Below are 19860 nucleotides of genomic sequence, written 5' to 3'. Positions count from 1 at the left end.
ATGCCGGTTTGTCTCAACGCACGATCGTCAGCCGCTCGGCCGCGCGTGTGATTGCCGTGTAGAGCCAGCGCTGCCTGGTCTCCTTGAACGCCCAGCTCTCGTCGAACAGCACGACGTCGTTCCACTGCGAGCCTTGCGCCTTATGCACCGTCAGCGCGTAGCCATAGTCGAAATCGTCGAAGCGTTTCTTCTGCTGCCAGGGGATCTCTGCGTCCGGATCCTCGAACGCCGCCTTCAACAGCTTGATCTTGGCGACGCCGCGGTCGGGATCGTCCTCTTCCGGCGAGACCAGCAGGTTGATGCCGGGCTTAACAGTCTCGCGCGACGAGGTCATCACCTTCCACAGCGAGCCGTTGAGCAGCCCCTTGGCCGGATCGTTGCGCAGGCAGACGAGCTTGTCGCCAGCCTGCGGATAGTCGGCATTGAACCCTTTGAGCTCGCGCAGCCGTTGGTTATAGCGCCGCCGCGTGCGGTTGGTGCCGACCAGCACCTGGTCGGCCTTGAGCACAAGATCCTGGGTGACCCCTTCCCTGCCGATCACCTGCGCCGTGCCGAAATCGCCGTGCATGAACTCGCGGCCTTCGCGCACGTCGAGGGCGAGGCGGATGATCGGATTGTCGCGCGCCTGGCGATGGATTTCGGTCAGCAGCACATCCGGCTCGTGTTCGGTAAAAAAGCCGCCACCCGAGATCGGCGGCAACTGGGCGGGGTCGCCCAGCACCAGGATCGGCGTGCCAAAACTCATCAGGTCGCGGCCGAGCTGCTCGTCGACCATCGAGCATTCGTCGATGACGACCAGCTTGGCGCGCGCGATCGGGCTTTGCCGGTTGAGCGCGAAGGTCGGCGAGATCGACGTCTTGCCGGTCACCTCGTCTTCGACCGATTCCTCGCCCCTCGGCCGGTAGATCAGCGAATGGATGGTGCGCGCGTTGATCGCTCCCTTGGAGCGCAGAACCTGGGCGGCCTTGCCGGTGAAGGCGGCGAACTGCACCTGCCCGTCGACATGCTCGGCGAAATAGCGCGCCAGCGTCGTCTTGCCGGTGCCGGCATAGCCGAACAGGCGGAAGACCTGCGGCCGGCCGTCCTTCAGCCAGCGGCCGACCGCCTTCAAAGCCTCGTCCTGTTGGGGAGAGAATTCCATCAGCGCGACAGACCGGATTCGCGAGCGAAATACAAGATTGGCCGTCCCATCACCGGCGTCGCCGGTGGCGATCTCATTTGCTACAGGCTTGGCACGCTATCAGGCACAAACAAGAACGTAAAGGGAACAAACCTACTTGAATCCAGGCTATCTGCCAGGTCCGGGATCGTTCTCCAGCAGGATCGGCTTGCCGTGCGGGGTCGCATGCGCGGCACGCTCCCAGGCGGCCGCCAGCGCATCGACCTCGCTTTTGCCGGCAACACCCTTTCGCGACAGCAGCTTTTCAAGCGCCGCCAGCCAATGCTCGTAGTAGTCATGCCCGTCGCTTGCGGCGCCCGGCTGCTTCACCTCGGCGGATAAAGCCTCGGCCCACTCGCTCCACGAAAACAGGCCCTCATCATGCAGCGCGACCGTCATGGCGAAAGCCTGCGCCTGCCATGGTTCGGCGAACACCGGATCGTCTAGAACCGCCGGTCGTTCCGTCTCAGACCGGCTCAAGATAGCTCTCCCAGGCATCGATCGACACACTCAGTGTAGGGTCGGCGCCCTCGCCCCAGATCTCCGCCCCGTCGAAAATTACGGTATAGACCCATTGCGGGTTCTCGCCCTTGCCATGCGCATTGCTGTCGGGAAAGACGAAGCCGCCGCGCACGGCCTCGATCGTCCCGTTCTTGCCGCGCGCGTAGCGCGGCAGGCGCGTATGGCCGGTGGGATTGAGGTTCTTCGTTCGCACACGGTCGCCCGCCTGGAATCGCGCCGGCGCCGCGACCGGCCGGTCGCACGGCCCGCCTTTGGCGAGCGCCGCCGGCACGTCCGCCGCCTTCAGTACACGCTTGGGCGTAGCGGCCGGATCGACCGCCTTGCCGCTTGCAAGGTCCCGCTCCGTGACGAAGCCGTGGCGCTTCAAGAGCGTCTCCAGCGCCTTGATCCAGATCTGGTAGTAGCTCGACGCGTAATAGTCGGCCGGATGCAGCGATTCCCGCGCGTGCCGGCTCTCGTCGATGTTCCAGGCGCCCATGGCGCCGGCGGTGAGCGTCACGCCGAGCGCGCGCTTTTCCCATTCGGCGTGGAAATAGGGCTCGTCCTTTTCGGGCGCGACCGGCCCGAAACCCATCTGCCCGCCGAGATCCTGCGGCCCGTTCATTGAGGCTCCCCCTTATTCCGACTCTTTCGCCAGCGCGGTGCCGATCATCGCGTCGCGGCTGACCAGGCCGGCGAGCTGTTCCTCGCTCCAGCCCTCGGTGCCCTTCGGCCGCATCGGCACCACCAGGTAGCGAAGCTCGGCGGTCGAATCCCAGACGCGGATCTTCTTATCCTTAGGCAGCGTCAGCCCGAACTCTTCCAGCACGCCGCGCGGGTCGATCACCGCCCGCGACCGATAGGGCGGCGCCTTGTACCAGACCGGCGGCAGGCCGAGCACTGACCACGGATAGCAGGAGCAGAGCGTGCAGACGACGAGGTTGTGCGTCTCCTCGGTGTTGAAGACAGCCTGCATGTGCTCGCCCTGGCGGCCGGTATAGCCAAGCGAGGCGATCGCCGCCGTCGCGTCGCGCTTCAGCCATTCGGCATAGGCGGGATCGCTCCAGGCCTTGGCCACCACCCTGGCGCCGTTGCGCGGGCCGATCTTCGTCTCGTAGGTATCGACGATGACGTCGATGGCCGCCGGGTCGATCAGGCCTTTCTGGGTCAGGATCGTCTCGAGCGCGCGCACGCGCGCCGCGAACGGGTCGAGCTCGTTGTCGTGGTCATGATCGTGGGTCATGACCTCAAACTAGGATCGGGTGCGGTTAGCCGCAAGCGCCACGCCTTGGGCCAGAGCCGCCTACTCGGCGGCCACCTTTTTCGGTTCGGCTTCTTCCTCGGCGTCGAAGAGCGAAGGCTGTTCGATAGGCTCGATCGCATGCAGCTCCGGCCGGCTCTTCTTAGAGGAGAAGCTGAGCAGCCAACCGGAGAAATGCTCGAAATAGACATAGATGACCGGCGTGACGAACAGGGTGAGCGCCTGTGAGGCGAGCAGGCCGCCGACCACAGCAACGCCGAGCGGCTGCCTGAGTTCGGCGCTGGCGCCGGTGCCGAGCGCGATCGGGAACGTGCCCATCAGCGCCGCCAGCGTCGTCATCATGATCGGCCGGAAACGCATCAGGCAGGCCCTGTGGATGGAGTCCACCGCCGACATGCCCTGACGCCTGAGGTCCAGCGCGACATCGACCATCATGATGCCGTTCTTCTTGACGATGCCGATCAGCATCAGGATGCCGATCACCGCGATGACCGACAGATCCATCCCCGCGAGCTGCAACGCGACCAACGCTCCCAACACCGCCGACGGCAGACCGGTGAGGATGGTGAGCGGGTGGATGAAGCTCTCATAGAGCATGCCGAGCACGATATAGATGGTGAGGATCGCGCCGCCGATCAGCAGGCCCTGGTTGGCGAGCGAATCCTGGAAGGTCTTGGCCGTGCCGGCGAAGGTGGTCGAGATCGCCTTCGGCATGCCTATCTGCTCTTTCAGCTGGTCGATGCGGGCCACTGTGTCGCCGAGCGACACGCCCTGCGGCAGGTTGTAGGAGATCGTCACCGCCGGCAACTGGCCGAGCTGGTTGACCGTCAGCGCGCCTGCCGTGCGATCGACGCGGGCGAAGGCGCCGAGCGGCACCAGGCTGCCGCTCGCCGTCCGCACCTGGATGGCCAGCATCCGCTCGGGCGACCACGCGATCTTCGGGTCCAGCTCGGTGATGACTTCATAGCTGTCGGCCGAGCCGAAGATGGTCGACACCTGATCGGTGCCGAAGCCGCCATAGAGAGCCGAGCGCAGCGTGTCGGTGTCGATGCCGAGCTGGGCGGCCTTGTCGCGGTCGACCACCAGCGTCGCCTCCAGGGCATTGTTCTGCAGATCGCTGGTGACGTCGGTGAACATCGTGTGGTCCGCCGCCATCGCATCATTCAGCTTCTGCGCCCAGATATCGGTCTGGCCGGTATCGAGTCCCTGGACGACCAGCTGGTAGGCGCTGGCGGAAGACCGCGAACCAAGTCTCAGGTTCTGCACCGGCTGCATATAGGACTCGATGCCGGCGACGCCCCCCAATTGCCGCCGCAAGTCGGACAGCACCTTCTCGATATTGGGTCTCTGGCTCTTGTCCTTCAGCTGCACGTAGAGCTGTCCCTGGTTCAGCGCATTATTGCCGCTACCGACCGACCAGGCCACATGCGATACATAGGGAGAATGGGAGAAGACGTTCGCCACCTGACCTTGCAGCTTGGTCATGGCGTCGAAGGAGATGTCCTGCCGGGCGATCGTCGTCACCGAAATCTGGCCGATATCCTCCTGCGGGAAGAAGCCCTTGGGCGAGGCCTGGAACAGCCAGACCGACGCCGCCGCCGTTCCGACGAAGACGAGGAACACCAGGAAAGTATGGCGCAGGCAGAAGGTCAGGAGCCAGTCGTAGCCGCGCGTGAAGATATCGTGCCGCTCACCGCCCGCATGCGCCTCGCGGTCGGCTTTCGTCACCGACAGCAGCCGCGAGCACAGCATCGGCGTCAGCGTCAGCGACACGAACATCGATGCCAGGATGGCGACAGTCACCACGACCGCGAATTCGTTGAAGATGCGGCCGATGACGCCGCCCATCAGAAGCACGGGGATGAACACCGCCACCAGCGAGATCGAGATCGAAATGATGGTGAAGCCGATCTCGCGCGCGCCCTTCAGCGAGGCGTCGAAGGCCGACAGCCCATCCTCCTCCATGTGGCGGAAGATGTTTTCGAGCATGACGATGGCGTCGTCGACGACGAGGCCAACGGCGAGCGTCAGTCCCATCAGCGAGATGTTGTCGATCGAGAAGCCGAACAGGAACATCGCACCGAGCGTGGCGATCAGCGAGATCGGCACCGCCACCGCCGGGATGACGGTCGCGGTCAGCCGGCGCAGGAACACGAAGATCACCATGACCACCAGCGCGATGGTCAAAAGCAGCGTGAACTGCACGTCATCGACGGCGGCGCGGATCGATGTCGAGCGGTCGTTGAGCAGCTTGATGCTGGCGGCGCCCGGCATCTGATCCTGGAAGGAAGGCAGCATCGCCTTGACCTTGTCGACGACGTCGACCGTGTTGGCGTCGGGCTGGCGTTGCACAGCCATGATGATGGCGCGCGTGCCGTCGTACCAGCTCGCCGTCGTCGTGGTCTGCACCGAGTTGACGACGCGAGTCACCTCGCCGAGCCGCACCGGGTGGCCGTTCTTGGTGGCGATGATGAGGTTGGAGAACCCTGCGGCGTTGTCGAGCTGGGTGTTGGCGGTGATGGTAAGCTGCTGCTTGTCGTTCCGAAGCACACCGAGCGGCGTGTTGCTGTTGGCCGATGCGATAGCCGCCTGCAGCTGATCGATCGAGATGCCGCGCGCGGCAAGCGCGGTCGGATCGATCTGGATGCGCACCGCATATTTCTGCTGGCCGAAGATCGAGACCTGCGCCACCCCGTCGATCGTCGACAGCGACGGCGAGATGACATTCTCGGCGAACGAATCGAGGTCGGTGAGCGGAACCGTATCACTGACCAGTGACATCAGCAGGATCGGCGCGTCGGCCGGATTGACCTTTCGATAGCTCGGCGGCGAGGTCATCTCCGGCGGCAGCGATCTCTGCGTGCGCGCGATCGCGGCCTGCACGTCCGCGGCCGCCGCGTCGATGTCGCGGTTGAGCACGAACTGGATGGCGATCGAGGTCTGGCCGAGCGAGTTGGTGGTCGAGATCGAATCGATGCCGGCGATGGTGGAGAACTGCTTGATCAGCGGCGTCGCCACCGAGGTCGCCATCGTGTCGGGCGAAGCGCCGGGGAGTTGGGCCGAGACGTTGACCACCGGGAATTCGGCGCTGGGCAGCGCCGCGACCGGCAGGAACTTGTAGGCAAAAATTCCGCCCAGCACGAGGGCGAACGACATCAGCAGCGTGGCGACGGGCCTGCGTATGCAGAATTCGGAGATCATGGCCGCGCCCCGCCGGCCTTGTCGGCTTCCGCGACCTTGGGAGCGGCCTGATCAGCGCCATTGCCGGCGGTCTTGCCTTCGTGAACGGCGGCGCCGTCCTTCAGCCGCGTCTGGCCTTCGACGACGACCTTTTCACCGTTTTTCAGCCCTTGGCTGATGGCGCTGTTCTCGCCCTCCGTCAGCGCCACCTGTACCGGCCGCATCTCGACGGTGTTGTCCGGCTTGACGACATAGACGAACGGGCCCTTCTGACTGGGCTGCACCGCGACCGTCGGGACCGAGGTCATTTGCGGCATCGTGCCGGCCTCGAGCATCACATTCACATACTGACCGGGCCATAGCGATAGATCGCCATTCGGTATGCTCGCTCGCGTGGCGATGGTGCCGGAGGCGGTATCGACGCTGGAATCGACGAAGTCGAGCGTGCCCTTGCCGATCGGCTTGGGATCGCCGTCCTTGGTCAGCGTCACGTCTCCTTGCTGTGGGTTCGCCAGTTCCTTGTGCAACAGGGCAAGGTCGCTTTCCGGGAGAGTGAAATTCACCTGCAGCGGGTCCATCTGCGTGATGGTGACAAGTGGCGTCGTGCTGCTTGAGTTGCCGTTGCTGGTGGTGACGAGATCGCCGACGGAGACGTTGACCGCTCCCAGCCTGCCTGAGATGGGCGCGGTGATGGTCGCGTAGCTCAATTGGACCGTGTCGGCGTCGATCGTCGCCTTGTCGGCATCGATGGTGGCGGCCGCGGCCCTTTGCGCCGCCAGCGCCTGGTCGTAAGTCTGCTGCGTGCCCGCCTGCTTGGCGACAAGGTCCTTGGCGCGCTGCAGGTCGGCCTGGGCGCTGACGAGCATCGCCTGGTCCTTGGCGAGCGTCGCCTGGTCCTTGGCAAGCTGTGCCTTCAGCGCGCGATCATCGAGCGAAAAGAGAAGATCGCCGGCCTTGACCATCTGCCCGTCCTTGACGGCGATCGACATGATCTGGCTGGAGACGCGGGCGTTCACGCTGACCACCGATGGCGAGGAGACGAAGCCGATAGCGTAGCGGCGGATCGGAAAATCGGCGGTCGTCGCGGTTGCCGAAACGATCGAGGCCGAACGCGCGCCGCCGCCCTTGGAATTGTCCGATGCCTTGGCGGTCTTGTCGGCGCTGGCTGTGCCGATCTGCTGGCCCGAGATCAACTGCTGGAACCTGCCCATCGCGGCCGGCGAAAGATAGAGGCCGGCGCCTGCGAGACAGGCCAGCGCAACGACTGCAAAGGCGATTTTTCCGCGCATCGACAATAGCCCTCTAACCGACACGCCGATCCCGGTAGTCTATTCGCTCGTTTCACTGTCTTTCGCCGTGAATTTCGCCGAATAGATAGGACAAAGCTTTGGCGGAAAAGGGCCAAAACGCGGCATTACGAAGATTTAATGTGCACTGCACAATCGCTATGCAGCCGACTAACACGCCGTGGCCGCCCCTCGCATCGGGCTGAAAAATGAATCTGGGTCTGTCGAGATTCAGGTCAGGCCGAGTCGAGAATGGTGGATTCCGAGAACCGGCCTACGCCGGCCGTAGCCTTAACTACAACCGCCACTCATGAGTGCTTCGGCCGGCGAAGGCCGGGAGCGCAGAAAGCCGCCATTCGCAGGCCGGCCTCACCTGAATATCGATACATCTAGCGGAGCATCGGCCAGAGCGTCGCCGCCAGCAGCAGCCCCATGGCTATGTTGAACCATCTCAGCCGCACGGGATCCGACAGGAAGCCGCGCAGCGCCGTGCCGAATCCGGCCCACACGGAGACGCTGGGCAGGTTGACGATGGTGAAGGCAATCGAGATCAACGCCACCGAGACGAACGGATGGTCCGGATTGGTGTAGACGGCCATGGCGGTGATCGCCATCACCCACGCCTTGGGGTTGACCCACTGGAACGCGGCGGCGTCGATGAAGCGCATCGGCCGCGCCTCCGTCCCTTTTCCGTCGCTCATCGAGCGCGACATGGCGATCTTCCAGGCGAGATAGAGCAGGTAGGCTGCGCCTGCGACTTTCAGCGCCGTGTGCAGCGCCGGAAACGCCGTCAGCACCGCGCCGAGCCCGAAGCCGACGGCCAGCAGCAGGATCAGAAAGCCGATGCTGATGCCCAACATGTGCGGAACCGTCCTGGCGATGCCGAAATTGACGCCAGAGGCCAGCAGCATCAGGTTGTTCGGTCCCGGTGTGATCGAAGTCACCAAGGCGTAGACCAACAGGGCAAGGAATGCGTCGAACGACATGGTATCCTCCCAGATATGTCAGCCTTATTGTCCTTTTTTGGGGGATGCGCAAAAGCCACGGACGGACGACTTGCCGGGCCAAAGAGACGACTGAGGCAGTCCGAGCGATTGCCCGCCGCGCTCACATGCCCTGCGGGCCGCGATTCATTGCCGCCACGCCGGTGCGGCAGATCTCGACCAGGCCGAGCGGTTTCATGATGGCGATGAACTGATCGAGCTTCGAACCCTTGCCGGTGATCTCGAAGATGAAATGCTCGGTGTTGGCGTCGATAACGCTGGCGCGGAAGGCGTCGGCCAGTCGCAGCGCCTCGACGCGGGCGTCGCCGGTACCGGCGACCTTGACGAGCGCGAGTTCGCGCTCCAGCGGCCGCTCCTGCCCGAGCTCATGCGAACGAACGGTAAGGTCGACCACGCGATGCACCGGCACGATGCGTTCGAGCTGGTTCTTGATCTGCTCCATCACATGCGGCGTGCCGCGCGTCACGATGGTGATGCGCGACAGATGCTTCTCGTGCTCGGTCTCGGAGACGGTCAGGCTTTCGATGTTGTAGCCGCGCCCGGAGAACAGGCCGATGACGCGGGCAAGCACGCCCGGCTCGTTGTCGACCAGCACGGAAAGCGTGTGCGTTTCCGGCTTCTCGGTTTCCTTGGCAATGAAATAGGCGGAACCGGTCGGTTGAAGGTGCTGTGCGTTCATGACGTGAATCTCGATTTCAGATTTTTGAGCTAATTCTCTGTTTGCGCACGGCTTTCTCGCGACAGCCCCGCCTTGGTGGCCGCCTACACCAGTTCCCTGCCCTTGGCGTCGATGGCATTGGCCACCGCCTCGTCGGTCGCCTCGTCCGGCAGGAGCATCTCGTTATGCGCCTTGCCCGACGGGATCATCGGGAAGCAGTTGGCTAAAGTCGCCACGCGGCAGTCGAACAGCACCGGCTTCTTCACCGAGATCATTTCCCGGATCGCGTCGTCCAGTTCGTCCGGCTTGTCGCAGCGGATGCCGTGGCCGCCATAGGCTTCCGCCAGCTTGACGAAATCCGGCATCGCCTCGGTGTAGGAATGCGACAGCCGGTTGCCGTGCAGCAGCTGCTGCCATTGGCGCACCATGCCCATATACTGGTTATTGAGGATGAAGATCTTGATCGGCGCCTCATACTGCACCGCCGAGCTCATCTCCTGCATCGTCATCTGCACCGAAGCGTCGCCGGCGATATCGATGACCAGCGCATCGCGATGCGCGATCTGCACGCCGAGCGCCGCCGGCAGGCCGTAGCCCATCGTGCCCAGCCCGCCCGAGGTCATCCAGCGGTTCGGCTTGTCGAAATGGTAGTGCTGCGCCGCCCACATCTGGTGCTGGCCGACCTCGGTGGTGATGTAGGTGTCGAGATCCTTGGTCAGCGCATAGAGCCGCTGGATGGCGTATTGCGGCATAATCACGTCGTTGTTCATCTTGTAGGCGAGCGAATCCCGCGCGCGCCATTTCGCGATCTGCTCCCACCACGGATAGAGCGCCTTCTTGTCGACCTTGGCGGTTGCCCGCCACAGCCGCACCAGATCCTCCAGCACCCGGCCGACATCGCCCAGGATCGGCACGTCCGCATGGACGTTCTTGTTGATCGAGGACGGATCGATGTCGATGTGGATCTTCTTCGAGTTCGGCGAAAAGGCATTCAGCCGGCCGGTGATGCGGTCATCGAAACGCGCGCCGATGCAGATCATCACGTCGCAGTCATGCATGGCCATGTTGGCTTCGTAAGTGCCGTGCATGCCGAGCATGCCGACCCAGTTCTTGCCCGAAGCCGGATAGGCGCCGAGCCCCATCAGCGTCGAGGTGATCGGGAAGCCGGTGAGGTCGACCAGCTCGCGCAGCAGATGGCTGGCTTCGGGGCCGGAATTGATCACGCCGCCGCCGCTGTAGATGATCGGCTTCTTGGCGCCGGCCATCAGTTCGACGGCGGCCTTCACCTTCTCGAGATCGCCCTGGACCTTGGGCTGGTAGCTGGTGCGCGGCGCCGTCTGCGGCGGCACGTAGATGCCCTTGGCGAACTGCACGTCCTTCGGAATGTCGACGACGACCGGGCCGGGACGCCCGGTGGTCGCGACGTGGAAGGCTTCGTGGATCGTGGCCGCGAGTTCGTTGACGTCCTTCACCAGCCAGTTGTGCTTGGTGCAGGGCCGCGTGATGCCGACCGTGTCGCATTCCTGGAAGGCGTCTGAGCCGATCAGCGAGGTCGGCACCTGGCCGGTCAGGCAGACCAGCGGAATGGAATCCATCAGCGCATCCTGCAGCGGCGTCACCGCATTGGTCGCGCCGGGGCCGGACGTGACCAGGAGAACGCCGGCCTTGCCGGTCGAGCGGGCGTAGCCTTCGGCCGCATGGCCGGCCCCCTGCTCATGCCTGACCAGGATGTGCTCGACCTCGTCCTGTTGGAAAATTTCATCGTAGATTGGGAGAACCGCGCCGCCCGGATAGCCGAAGACATGCTTGACGCCGTTGTCCTTCAGCGCCTGCACCACCATTTCGGCACCCGTCATCTCGCGCCGCTCGTTCTGTCCGTTGCTCATCAGTCCGGTCCCGTACTGTTCGCCGCCTGGCGATTTGCTGGTCGTTTAGTTGGGTTTTGGGTAATAAAAAAGGCCCCCGAGGGAGCCTGTGGGATGCGCATGGGAGGTTTTCGCCCGGCGGTTACACCGCCTTGCCCACGCGCCAGCCTACGAGAATGAGTGCTGTTTTCATGGGCGCGGACAATAAGGGCCAAAGCGCGGGCTCGTCAATGGGGGGTGTCGCGAATTCACCCGCCTGTGAGATCGGCGCCGTCGCGCGCTACCATAGTACAGTTGAGCGCGTATCTTCGAGGCACCACTATGTGGCCGCAAAGGACGTTGGCTGCGAGGAGGACGCATGGCTGGCGAACGAGAGCATATCCGCGAGATCGAGCAGGTTCTGTCCGGCGCGCGATCGGCCCGCGACGATATCGTGGTGCAATCCTGGCTGCGTTGCGTCGACACGCACCGGCTCGATCCGGCCCGGCCGACTGAAGCCTACATCGTTCCCGACACCCAGTTGCGCGAACACCGCGAGCAGTCCGAGCGGCTGATCGCGATTGCCCGCAGCGGTCTGGAGACGTTGTTCAAGCAGGTGGCGGGCCAGAACTACGTCCTGCTGCTCGCCGACGCCAAGGGCGTCACCGTCGACTTCCTCGGCGATCCGCTGTTCATGGACCAGTTGCGCAAGGCCGGGCTCTATCTCGGCTCGGAATGGTCGGAGAGCCGGACCGGAACCTGCGGCGTCGGCTCCTGCATCGTCACCGGCGAGGCGATGACCATTCATCAAACCGACCATTTCGACACCACGCACACGCCGCTTTCCTGCACCGCCGCGCCGATCTTCGACACAAAGGGCGAGCTGACCGCGGTGCTGGACATTTCGCTGCTGCGTTCGCCGCAGCCGAAAGTCAGCCAGAACCTCGCGCTGCACCTGGTGACCTCTTCCGCGCGACGCATCGAGCTCGCCAATTTGATGGCGCAGATGCACTCCGAATGGGTGTTGCGCTTTTCGCGCTCGCCGGAGTTCCTGGACGTCGATCCGGAAGCGGCGATCGCGCTCGATGCTTCCGGCCGCATCCTCGGCACGACGCGCGGCGCAGCGCTGCTTTTGGCGCAGGCCGGCGGTATCGACTGGAGGCATTCGCCGTCGCCGATCGGCCAGCCGATCTCGCGCTATCTCGACATGGACATCGACGACCTGCCGAACCTGACGCGTGGACGCCCGACCGAGGAGCGGCTGGTGTTCGGCCGCAACGGCAGCGCCCTCTTCGCGCACGCGATCGAACCGCAGCCGCCGAGCGGACGCCGCGTTCCCGTCGAGCTGCTGCCGAAGCCGATCGCCGAGCTTTCAGGCGGCGACCCGGTGATGGCGGCGATGCAGTGCCGTGCCGCCAAGCTGGCGCGCACCTCAATTCCGATTCTGATCCATGGTGAGACCGGCTCCGGCAAGGAGGTTCTCGCCCGCGCGATCCATGACAGCTCCGCGCGCAGCGGCCCCTTCGTGGCCATCAACTGCGCGGCCATCCCGGAACATCTGATCGAGAGCGAACTTTTCGGGCACACCGCTGGCGCCTTCACCGGGGCCGCGGCCAAGGGGCGCAAGGGGTTGATCGAGAGCGCCGACGGCGGCACGCTGTTCCTCGACGAGATCGGCGATATGCCCTACCCGCTGCAATCGCGGCTGCTGCGCGTGATCGCCGAGCGCGAATTGATCCCGGTCGGCGGCATCGCGCCTCGGCCTGTCGACATCAAGATCATCTCCGCCTCGCATCATGACCTGCGCAAGCTGGTCGCCGAGGGCCGTTTCCGCGAAGACCTGTTCTACAGGCTGAACGCCGCCTCGCTTGCCTTGCCGGCGTTGCGCGAGCGCACTGATTTCGAATGGCTGCTCGACCGGCTGGTAAACGAACGCGCGCGCCTTGCCTGCCGGCCGGCAAGACTGTCGCCGGCGGCGCGGCTGGCGTTGATCCGCCATGGCTGGCCCGGCAATATCCGCGAGCTCGTCAACGCCGTCGATCTGGCGGTAGCGCTTTGTGACGACGGCACGATCCAGCCCGCCGACCTGCCCGATTTCGCACATGCGGCGCCAGCGGCCATGCCGGCCAGTGTCGTTGCGCTGCGGCCGCCCTCGCCTGAGGAAGAGCGCGCGGCACTGTTGACTGCACTGGTGGCGGCGGGCTGGAATATTTCCGGAGCCGCCCGGCGTCTCGGCGTCGACCGTACCACCGTGCATCGCCGCATGAAGCGCCTGCGGCTGGAAGCGCCGAACTAACGTTGCGGCGGCTGTGGCACGCCGTAGCACACGCAACACCGCCGCAACAGGCAAGGCGGCGTAAAAGCACAATAACGTATTGATTCCATTATAATTTGTCATTTGGCGCGGTGGCTGGCACATCATTTGCAATTCATTTCCGGACTCTAGCAAGCGGAGGAGAACACATGCTCGAGAGGACACCCACCACCAAGGCGCAGGCGCTACTCGACAAATTCGGCAAGGCGCTCGAAGCCGGTGACATCGATGCCGCCGTCAACTGCTTCCAGGAAGACTGCTACTGGCGCGACCTCGTTACATTCACCTGGAACCTGAAAACCATGGAGGGCCGCGACCAGATCCGTGACATGCTGCAGGCGACGCTGGCCAACACCAAACCGACCGGCTGGACAGTGGCCAAGGGCGAGGAAGCGACAGAGGATGGTGGCATCACCACCGCCTGGATCACTTTTGAAACCGACGTGGCGCGCGGCTTTGGTCTTGTTCGGTTCAAGGGCGAGCTGATCTGGACGCTGCTGACCACCATTGCGGAGCTGAAGGGCCATGAAGAGAAGGCAGGCTTCACCCGTCCGCTCGGCGCCAAGCACGGCCACGGCAAGGGCCGCAAGACATGGCGCGAAGAGCGCGACGACGAGATCGCCGAACTCGGCCACTCCCGGCAGCCTTATGTCGTCATCATCGGCGGCGGCCAGGGCGGAATTGCCCTCGGCGCCAGGTTGAAGCAGCTCGGCGTGCCGGCCGTCATCGTGGAGAAGAACGAACGTCCCGGCGATTCCTGGCGCAAGCGCTACAAGTCCCTCTGCCTGCACGACCCGGTCTGGTACGATCACCTGCCCTATATCGACTTTCCGAAGAACTGGCCGGTGTTTGCGCCGAAGGACAAGATCGGCGACTGGCTGGAGATGTACACCAAGGTGATGGAGCTGAACTACTGGAGCTCCACCGCCGCGAAATCCGCCACATACGACGAGAAGGCCAAGGAGTGGACCGTCGTCCTCGAACGCGACGGCAAGGAAATCGTGCTCAAACCGAAGCAGCTCGTGCTGGCGACCGGCATGTCCGGCAAGGCGAACTGGCCGAAATACAAGGGCCAGGACATCTTCAAGGGCGAGCAGCAGCATTCCTCGACCCATCCCGGTCCGGACAAATATCGCGGCAAGAAGGTTGTCGTCATCGGCTCCAACAATTCGGCCCACGACATCTGCGCGGCGCTGTGGGAGGCAGGCGCCGACGTGACCATGGTGCAACGTTCGTCCACGCATATCGTCAAGTCCGACACGCTGATGGATATCGGCCTCGGCGCCCTCTATTCGGAGCAGGCGGTCGAGAACGGCATGACGACGCGCAAGGCGGACATGATCTTCGCCTCTCTGCCATACCGCATCCTGCATGAGTTCCAGATTCCGCTTTACCAGCAGATGAAGGAGCGCGACGCGAAATTCTACGAGGATCTGGAAAAGGCGGGGTTCATGCTCGACTGGGGCGATGACGACTCGGGTCTGTTCATGAAGTATCTGCGCCGCGGCTCCGGCTACTACATCGACGTCGGCGCCTGCGACCTTGTCATCGACGGCTCGATCAAGCTCAAGAGCGGTCCCGGCGCCGCCGTCCAGGAGCTTACCGAGACCGGAGTGACGTTCGTCGACGGCACCGAGCTGCCGGCCGACCTGGTGATCTACGCCACCGGCTACGGCTCGATGAACGGATGGGCCGCCGACCTCATCTCACAGGAAGTGGCGGACAAGGTCGGCAAGGTCTGGGGCCTCGGCTCCAACACCACAAAGGATCCCGGCCCGTGGGAAGGCGAGCAGCGCAATATGTGGAAGCCGACCCAGCAGGAAGCGCTATGGTTTCACGGCGGCAACCTGCACCAGTCGCGCCACTATTCTCAGTATCTGTCGCTGCAGTTGAAAGCCAGGCAGGTCGGTTTGCCCACTCCGGTCTATGGGCTGCAGCAGGTGTATCACAAGGCTTGAAGCCAGACCCTTTGCGGTAGACGGAAGCCCGGTTGCGGGCTTCCGTCTGTCATGTTGCCTTGGGCATCGAACTGTGCCGCGCCCGCTACGAGGAGGCCGATATTGACGTAACCCGATGAACTATCAATCTCGCCCAATCCGCTTCCAGTAGATCAGCGTGCCGGTTAGCCCGCCGTGCGGCTTCAGCGCATAGTCCGGAATCTCGCCGGTCAGCGTGAAGCCGAGTTTCTCGTAGAGGCCGGCCGCGCCCTCCTCGCTTGCGGTGTCCAGCACCAGCAGAGTGCGTCCATTCTCAACGGCCAGTTTCTCGGCGGCCCGCATCAGGCGGGTCGCGGTGCCTTTGCCGCGATGGTCGAGCCGGATCATCAGTTTGGCGATCTCGGCACGGTGCGGCTGGTTGGGCGGACAATCGAGAATGAGCGTGACGGTGCCGACAAGCGTCTCGCCATCCCATGCGCCCAGCACCGCCCTTTCTGCCCGTTTGGCGGCAGCCAGCGACTTGCACCAGAACTCCCGAGCTGCATCCAGCGACAAGGGATGCATGAAGCTTACCGATCCGCCGGCAGCGACTGTCTCGATCAACAGATCGGCCAGCATCGCGCAGGTCGCTGCATCATCGCCCAACACCCTGATTTCAGGGGAATTCATCTTGGTGTTCTCCAGGTAAAGGCTGCCGTCATTCGAAGTGACTTGTTCGTCTCCGCCGCCGCGCCCGGCGGATTTCCGCGATGCGCTCGGCATCGTCTTCGCTGAGGTGGCGCCCGCGCTCCAGGATCTCCAGCGTGTATTCCTCATAGGTCAGGCCAAGCCGCTCGGCTCTTTCCAGTCGCATCAGCATGATGGTCTGGCTCGGCGCCTTCCAGGCTTTGTCGTGGGCGGCACGCCAGGCGAGGAAGGTGTAGGCATCGCCCTTGCCCCAGGGCGGTCCTTCATAATCGTCGAGAGGCGGCCCGCCATTGTGCGAACGTCTCGGCCGGCGCGCCATGCGGTCAGCCCCTGACCAGCGCCACCAGATAGTCGGCGGCTTCCGGTCCGGGAGCATGGAACGTGCAGTCCGACGGGGCGCCTAGCGCCAGGCAATCGCCGGGTTCGAGCCTGTGCAGCACATCGCCTTCGGTGAAGTCGAGGCGACCGCCGATCAACCAAATCTGCTGCTTGATGAAGGCATAGGATGCTGCCGGAAAACTCACCTTTGCGCCCGCAGGCAAGCTGACCCTGATGAGTTCGAGCGGCATCTGCGAGGCCGGCGATAAGTGCCGCCTGACATAGCCGGTCGCAGGATCCCGCCAGACCGGCTGTTCGTCCTTGCGGGAGACACCGCCGCCCTGCGTTTCGGCGCGGGCGATCAGTGTCGACAGCGTCATGCCGAAAGCAGACGCAACGCGCACAAGGAGCGCCGCGGTCGGACTTGTCTTGCCCCGCTCCATGGCGCTCAGCATCGCCTTGGAGACAACCGATCGCTCGGCCAGTTCGGCCAGAGACCATCCCCGCAAGTCCCGCTCGGAGCGTATCCGTTTGCCGATCGTGGATGTGATGTCTTTCGATATATCAGCCATTCGTCCAATATATCGAAATCCCAAGATGACGAAAGGGGCTGTTCGATCGAATTTTCGCGTATGCCTTAACAGGCCTTACACCATCCCACCTCACCCGACCTTAACCCCGATTGGATAGGTTTGACCTTGAGGGGAATGGGACAGGTCACCGATGTTTGTTGAACGCGAAGCCTCCGTAGGGGAGCCGACCTCGCAGGAGCGCCGTGACGGCCAACAAAGCGACAAGCGCATTCTGGGCAATGTCGTGCAGTGCGATGGCGCGCGCGCCACCATCAGCGCTTACGCCGAGGATGCCGAAGGCACGGTCACCGGCCTGTGGACCGTCGGCAAGATGATCTCCATCAACCTTGGCTCGACGCGCACCGTCGGCCTTGTCTATGCGATCGGCAAGTCGGACCGCGTCTGGAGCAACGAAGGCCAGAACGCGATCGAGGTCAGCATCGAATTGATCGGCGAGGTGCGCGACGGTGCCGAACCTGGCGCCAAGCCGGTTTTCGACCGGGGCATCACCACCTATCCGCATATCGGCGCCATAGCCCACCGTATCCGCAGCCGCGACCTGCAGGCCGTCTACGATCTCGCCGGCCGGCACTCCATCACCATCGGTACGCTGTCGCAGGACGAGGCGATCGACGCCAACATTGCCATCGACGACACGCTGGCGCGCCATTTCGCCATTGTCGGCACGACCGGCGTCGGCAAATCAACGGCCGTCTCGCTGCTTTTGCGCAAGTCGATCGAGGCGCGCCCTGACCTGCGCGTGCTGATCCTCGACCCGCACAATGAGTTTGCCGCCTCGCTTCCCGAATATTGCGTGAAGGTCGATTCCAAGACGCTCGACCTGCCGTTCTGGATGTTCAGGCTGGAGGAATTCGCCGAGGTTCTGTTTCGCGGTCGCGAGACCGAGCCGGAGGAAGTCGACGTTCTCCGCGACCTCATCCCGGCCGCCAAGAACCTCTATCGCAACCCCAGTTCGGGCAGCTACATCAGGCGCGGCAGCGACGCGCTGACCGCGGATACGCCGGTGCCTTACCGCATCGCAGATCTCATCAAACAGATCGACGAGCGCATGGGCATGCTTGAGAGCAAGAACGACCGCCCGACCTTGAAGTCGCTGAAGACGCGCATTGAATCGGCGGCCTCCGACCCGCGCTACCGCTTCATGTTCAATTCGCGGCTGATCGAGGACACGATCCACGAGACGATCGGCAACATCTTTCGCGTCCCCAACCATGGCCGTCCGGTAACCTGCTTCGAGATGGCGGGCATGCCGTCCGAGGTTGTCAATTCCGTCTGCTCGGTGCTGGCGCGCCTCGCCTTCGACCTCGCGCTTTGGAGCGAGGGCCGGCTGCGGTTGCTTTTGCTTTGCGAGGAGGCGCATCGCTACATGCCGGCCGATCCGCGCCTCGGCTTCGCCCCGACCAGGCACGCTCTGTCGCGCATCGCCAAGGAAGGCCGCAAATATGGCTGCTACCTCGGGGTCGTCACCCAGCGCCCGGGCGAGCTTGATCCGACCATCCTGTCGCAATGCTCGACCTTCTTCGCCATGCGGCTGGCCAACGAGCAGGACCAGGCGATCATCCGCTCGGCGATCGCGGATTCCTCGGCCTCGACACTGGCCTTCCTGTCCTCGATGGGCCAGCGCGAGGCGATCGCCTTCGGTGAAGGCGTGGCGACGACCATGCGGCTCAAATTCGAGAAACTGTCGCGCGAATTCATCCCGGGAACGGCCAAGCGCGAGCAGACGCTGCCCGCGGAAGCCGGCGACGACGTCGATCTCGCCGGCATCGTCGAGCGGCTGCGCAACGTGCCGAAACCGCAGCAGTCCATAGCCTTCGCCGAGGCGGTCGATACCGGCCGTCAGGCCGGCGATCCCGACTACCGCAAGCCATCGGCGCCGCGCGTGCAGCCGGACGACGACTTCGACCTGCGCTACGGCCTGAAGCCCTCGACCTTCGGCATGCGCCAGCAGAACGATTGAATACCACGTTAGGGTTCTAGGCCCGGCTTCGCCGGTAGGCATGGGTAAATTCCGTCAGGAAATTCGTCAGGCTGAGCCGAGTGGATTCGCTTTCGAGAACCGGAGCGGAGCGGACATAAAGTCCGTGAGCACCGGCCTACGCCGGCCGTAGCCTTAACTGCCACGACCCCACCAGGAGTGCTTCGGCCGGCGAAGGCCGGAAGCGCAGAAAACGGCAGCATACGGCCGGCATCACGAATTCAGTGATGGGATTTAGGCGCAGACGCGGTTGCGGCCCTGCTTCTTCGCCTCGTAGAGCTGCCGGTCCGCGCGGCGATAGAAATCCTCGGCGCTCTCATTGCGGTCCCAGACGGCAAGGCCGACGCTGGTGGTGACCTTCAGCCGCACGTTGCCCGATAGGATCGACAGGTTGGCGATGGCCTTGCGGATGCGCTCGGCGAAGCGGGCAAGCAGTTCCGCGTCCATGTTGGGCGTAACCACGGCAAATTCCTCGCCGCCAAGCCGCGCCACCACGTCGTGGTAGCGCGTCATGCCTCTCAGGCATGTGGCGACGGCCCTCAGCACCTCGTCGCCGACATCGTGACCATGCGTGTCGTTGACCTGCTTGAAATGATCGAGGTCGAGGATCATCAGCCCCACCGGCTTGTCGATGCGGCCGAACTCATCGAGATACTCCCGCAGCGCATCGTCGAAATAGCGGCGGTTCTGCATTCCGGTCAGGCCATCGGTGAGAGCCGCCTGCTCGAGCGTTTGCGAGCGGGCGCTCAGCGAAACCGTCATGGCGCGCAGCTTGCCCTCTTCCCTCACCTGGCCGCGGATCAGCGGATAGATGAAGAATATTCCGAAGAACAATGCGGCGGCCAGCAGCGCGCCGGTCACGAACAGCAACTTGTTGAGATAGATGATTCTTTCGAGACGCGACGCGGTGTCGAGATCGGTCGCGATGTCCTGCAATTGGCCATAGGCGTGGAAGGTCACCAGGCCGGCGGCCAGGATCACGAAAATAAAAACGAAGAATGCGGATTCCGCCTTGTGAAAACGCATAGCTCCCCACGGCACTACGACCCATCGTCGTTATGGCATGCCCGGCCTTACGGACGGTTAACCCGGGCCACTTGAACGAGAGGCGCATCGGATAGTCTAAGTTCCTGATCGAAA

At 63.7% G+C, this 19860-nt stretch carries 16 protein-coding genes; 3 read left to right on the top strand and 13 right to left on the bottom strand.

Features of this window, described 5'->3' with window-relative positions:
- Nucleotides 1–13: 13 nt before the first annotated feature.
- From EJ070_RS21645 to EJ070_RS21605, 9 genes are all read right to left on the bottom strand, one after another.
- Nucleotides 14–1141 (bottom strand): ATP-dependent RecD-like DNA helicase, encoded by a 1128-nt coding sequence (locus EJ070_RS21645; RefSeq protein WP_126093166.1) that lies wholly within the window; start codon nt 1139–1141, stop codon nt 14–16.
- Between the two features lie 147 nt (nt 1142–1288).
- On the bottom strand, nt 1289–1657 hold the full coding sequence (locus EJ070_RS21640; protein WP_189349992.1) for a nitrile hydratase accessory protein: 369 nt from the start codon (nt 1655–1657) through the stop codon (nt 1289–1291).
- Nucleotides 1626–2285: a nitrile hydratase subunit beta gene (gene nthB / locus EJ070_RS21635; RefSeq protein WP_126093164.1), complete on the bottom strand. Its 660-nt coding sequence runs from the start codon at nt 2283–2285 to the stop codon at nt 1626–1628. Before nthB ends, EJ070_RS21640 begins: the two co-directional genes overlap by 32 nt.
- 12 nt (nt 2286–2297) lie before the next feature.
- On the bottom strand, nt 2298–2903 hold the full coding sequence (gene nthA, locus EJ070_RS21630; protein WP_126093163.1) for a nitrile hydratase subunit alpha: 606 nt from the start codon (nt 2901–2903) through the stop codon (nt 2298–2300).
- Between the two features lie 60 nt (nt 2904–2963).
- Nucleotides 2964–6122, bottom strand: a complete 3159-nt coding sequence (locus EJ070_RS21625; protein ID WP_126093162.1) for an efflux RND transporter permease subunit — start codon at nt 6120–6122, stop codon at nt 2964–2966.
- Nucleotides 6119–7390, bottom strand: a complete 1272-nt coding sequence (locus EJ070_RS21620; protein ID WP_126093161.1) for an efflux RND transporter periplasmic adaptor subunit — start codon at nt 7388–7390, stop codon at nt 6119–6121. Before EJ070_RS21620 ends, EJ070_RS21625 begins: the two co-directional genes overlap by 4 nt.
- Before the next feature lie 386 nt (nt 7391–7776).
- Nucleotides 7777–8373 carry a LysE family translocator gene (locus tag EJ070_RS21615; protein WP_126093160.1) on the bottom strand — a complete coding sequence of 199 codons (597 nt, stop codon included), beginning with the start codon at nt 8371–8373 and terminating at the stop codon, nt 7777–7779.
- 121 nt (nt 8374–8494) lie between these two features.
- Nucleotides 8495–9070 (bottom strand): acetolactate synthase small subunit, encoded by a 576-nt coding sequence (gene ilvN, locus EJ070_RS21610; protein WP_126093159.1) that lies wholly within the window; start codon nt 9068–9070, stop codon nt 8495–8497.
- A gap of 83 nt (nt 9071–9153) precedes the next feature.
- Nucleotides 9154–10935, bottom strand: coding sequence for an acetolactate synthase 3 large subunit (locus EJ070_RS21605; protein WP_126093158.1), 1782 nt, complete (start codon nt 10933–10935; stop codon nt 9154–9156).
- A gap of 337 nt (nt 10936–11272) precedes the next feature.
- Between EJ070_RS21605 and EJ070_RS21600 the strand changes: the two genes are divergently transcribed.
- Together EJ070_RS21600 and EJ070_RS21595 are read left to right on the top strand one after the other, a co-directional pair.
- Nucleotides 11273–13189 carry a sigma-54-dependent Fis family transcriptional regulator gene (locus EJ070_RS21600; RefSeq protein WP_126093157.1) on the top strand — a complete coding sequence of 639 codons (1917 nt, stop codon included), beginning with the start codon at nt 11273–11275 and terminating at the stop codon, nt 13187–13189.
- Nucleotides 13190–13356: 167 nt separating this feature from the next.
- Nucleotides 13357–15165 (top strand): NAD(P)/FAD-dependent oxidoreductase, encoded by a 1809-nt coding sequence (locus EJ070_RS21595; protein ID WP_126093156.1) that lies wholly within the window; start codon nt 13357–13359, stop codon nt 15163–15165.
- A 123-nt stretch (nt 15166–15288) separates the two neighbouring features.
- Here the strand turns inward: EJ070_RS21595 and EJ070_RS21590 are convergent, their stop codons facing one another.
- The 3 genes from EJ070_RS21590 to EJ070_RS21580 are packed head-to-tail and all read right to left on the bottom strand — an operon-like array spanning nt 15289 to nt 16721.
- Nucleotides 15289–15813 carry a GNAT family N-acetyltransferase gene (locus tag EJ070_RS21590; RefSeq protein WP_126093155.1) on the bottom strand — a complete coding sequence of 175 codons (525 nt, stop codon included), beginning with the start codon at nt 15811–15813 and terminating at the stop codon, nt 15289–15291.
- A gap of 28 nt (nt 15814–15841) precedes the next feature.
- Entirely contained in the window at nt 15842–16150 is a 309-nt protein-coding gene (locus EJ070_RS21585; protein WP_126093154.1) for a hypothetical protein, read from the bottom strand.
- Nucleotides 16151–16154: 4 nt separating this feature from the next.
- Nucleotides 16155–16721 carry an XRE family transcriptional regulator gene (locus EJ070_RS21580; RefSeq protein ID WP_126093153.1) on the bottom strand — a complete coding sequence of 189 codons (567 nt, stop codon included), beginning with the start codon at nt 16719–16721 and terminating at the stop codon, nt 16155–16157.
- A 151-nt stretch (nt 16722–16872) separates the two neighbouring features.
- Here EJ070_RS21580 and EJ070_RS21575 point away from each other — a divergent pair, with 151 nt between their 5' ends.
- A complete protein-coding gene (locus tag EJ070_RS21575) occupies nt 16873–18702 on the top strand; it encodes an ATP-binding protein (RefSeq protein ID WP_126093152.1) in 1830 nt (609 codons plus the stop codon).
- Nucleotides 18703–18954: 252 nt separating this feature from the next.
- Here EJ070_RS21575 and EJ070_RS21570 read toward each other — a convergent pair whose 3' ends face one another.
- Nucleotides 18955–19746 carry a GGDEF domain-containing protein gene (locus tag EJ070_RS21570; protein ID WP_126093151.1) on the bottom strand — a complete coding sequence of 264 codons (792 nt, stop codon included), beginning with the start codon at nt 19744–19746 and terminating at the stop codon, nt 18955–18957.
- Nucleotides 19747–19860: the final 114 nt, after the last annotated feature.

Source organism: Mesorhizobium sp. M1E.F.Ca.ET.045.02.1.1, from assembly GCF_003952485.1.
Lineage (GTDB): Bacteria > Pseudomonadota > Alphaproteobacteria > Rhizobiales > Rhizobiaceae > Mesorhizobium.
This window is presented reverse-complemented; position numbering and strand designations above follow the sequence as displayed.

Excerpts from the sequence above, each read along its gene's own strand:
- EJ070_RS21645 (WP_126093166.1), bottom strand. The coding sequence starts at position 1,141 with ATGGAATTCTCTCCCCAACAGGACGAGGCTTTGAAGGCGGTCGGCCGC.
- EJ070_RS21640 (WP_189349992.1), bottom strand. The coding sequence starts at position 1,657 with ATGCCTGGGAGAGCTATCTTGAGCCGGTCTGAGACGGAACGACCGGCG.
- nthB (WP_126093164.1), bottom strand. The coding sequence starts at position 2,285 with ATGAACGGGCCGCAGGATCTCGGCGGGCAGATGGGTTTCGGGCCGGTC.
- nthA (WP_126093163.1), bottom strand. The coding sequence starts at position 2,903 with ATGACCCACGATCATGACCACGACAACGAGCTCGACCCGTTCGCGGCG.
- EJ070_RS21625 (WP_126093162.1), bottom strand. The coding sequence starts at position 6,122 with ATGATCTCCGAATTCTGCATACGCAGGCCCGTCGCCACGCTGCTGATG.
- EJ070_RS21620 (WP_126093161.1), bottom strand. The coding sequence starts at position 7,390 with ATGCGCGGAAAAATCGCCTTTGCAGTCGTTGCGCTGGCCTGTCTCGCA.
- EJ070_RS21615 (WP_126093160.1), bottom strand. The coding sequence starts at position 8,373 with ATGTCGTTCGACGCATTCCTTGCCCTGTTGGTCTACGCCTTGGTGACT.
- ilvN (WP_126093159.1), bottom strand. The coding sequence starts at position 9,070 with ATGAACGCACAGCACCTTCAACCGACCGGTTCCGCCTATTTCATTGCC.
- EJ070_RS21605 (WP_126093158.1), bottom strand. The coding sequence starts at position 10,935 with ATGAGCAACGGACAGAACGAGCGGCGCGAGATGACGGGTGCCGAAATG.
- EJ070_RS21600 (WP_126093157.1), top strand. The coding sequence starts at position 11,273 with ATGGCTGGCGAACGAGAGCATATCCGCGAGATCGAGCAGGTTCTGTCC.
- EJ070_RS21595 (WP_126093156.1), top strand. The coding sequence starts at position 13,357 with ATGCTCGAGAGGACACCCACCACCAAGGCGCAGGCGCTACTCGACAAA.
- EJ070_RS21590 (WP_126093155.1), bottom strand. The coding sequence starts at position 15,813 with ATGAATTCCCCTGAAATCAGGGTGTTGGGCGATGATGCAGCGACCTGC.
- EJ070_RS21585 (WP_126093154.1), bottom strand. The coding sequence starts at position 16,150 with ATGGCGCGCCGGCCGAGACGTTCGCACAATGGCGGGCCGCCTCTCGAC.
- EJ070_RS21580 (WP_126093153.1), bottom strand. The coding sequence starts at position 16,721 with ATGGCTGATATATCGAAAGACATCACATCCACGATCGGCAAACGGATA.
- EJ070_RS21575 (WP_126093152.1), top strand. The coding sequence starts at position 16,873 with ATGTTTGTTGAACGCGAAGCCTCCGTAGGGGAGCCGACCTCGCAGGAG.
- EJ070_RS21570 (WP_126093151.1), bottom strand. The coding sequence starts at position 19,746 with ATGCGTTTTCACAAGGCGGAATCCGCATTCTTCGTTTTTATTTTCGTG.